This is a genomic window from Klebsiella sp. ME-303, from assembly GCF_007910085.1.
Lineage (GTDB): Bacteria > Pseudomonadota > Gammaproteobacteria > Enterobacterales > Enterobacteriaceae > Klebsiella > Klebsiella michiganensis.
In genome coordinates, this window is the sequence record NZ_VOJB01000101.1 from 13,528 (window position 1) to 14,282 (window position 755).

At 51.7% G+C, this 755-nt stretch carries 2 protein-coding genes; both read right to left on the minus strand.

Annotated elements, in window-relative coordinates; genetic code table 11:
* Positions 1-104: 104 nt before the first annotated feature.
* Positions 105-320 (minus strand): hypothetical protein, encoded by a 216-nt coding sequence (locus FQK12_RS24140; RefSeq protein WP_014228569.1) that lies wholly within the window; start codon positions 318-320, stop codon positions 105-107.
* On the minus strand, positions 317-755 hold a 439-nt coding region (locus FQK12_RS24145), incomplete at its 5' end, for a terminase gpA endonuclease subunit (RefSeq protein ID WP_186711217.1). The genes FQK12_RS24145 and FQK12_RS24140, both read right to left, overlap by 4 nt.

The following is a 755-nucleotide window of genomic DNA, read 5'->3' on the forward strand; positions in this document are numbered from 1 at the left end:
TCGGGTGGGCTTAACAGCTTCATATGCCTGGATCATTGCTCTAGAACGTAACCGCGCCGCTTTCCATCCAGGGGAAAAGACGCCAATCGCATCATCTAACAGGCTCATGGAAACCTCGCGAGTTTATAACCAGGTCGCCCGTGACGTTGAGCCAACAGGGATGCAAGACGGCGCTCCCATTCCTGACGCCCCTTGCGGATTTCGGACAGGTTCTCCAGCGTCATCTGCTGTCCGTTGAATGTAATAGACTTTCCATCCAGCACAGCTATTTCCGCATCGGTATAACGCTGGATAATGGATTCAATATCAGTTTGTTTCACACCCAGCCTCCTGATGATGTAGTCCACGGATTGTTTTCAACATCCGGCTTATTTGCCTTCCGTTTTTTTCTGCTATGGGTCGTTTTTGCTGATAACGTGGGGGACGCTTCGCCAGTTTTCGGCGTGCTTTCTTCGATCCACGTTGTCCGCCTCGCCCATTCAGGCGCATCCGGCCATTTGATCTTTTCGTATCCGTGCAATATGGCCAGCGCATCGGCATAAACGAGTAGATCGAAAGCTTCATTCGGACCTCGGCCCGGTTTGCTCCATTTTCCATCGGGTGAACGTTCCTCATAGGTCAGCTCATCGTAAAACCAACTGCCGAGCCATTTAGGGAAATGCACATAGTTCGGGCCGGGTGATTCTCGCCACAGGGCGTTATTCACCTGATCTTTCAGCGCATCAGTCTGAAGAAGGTAAAGCGGCACATCGCCA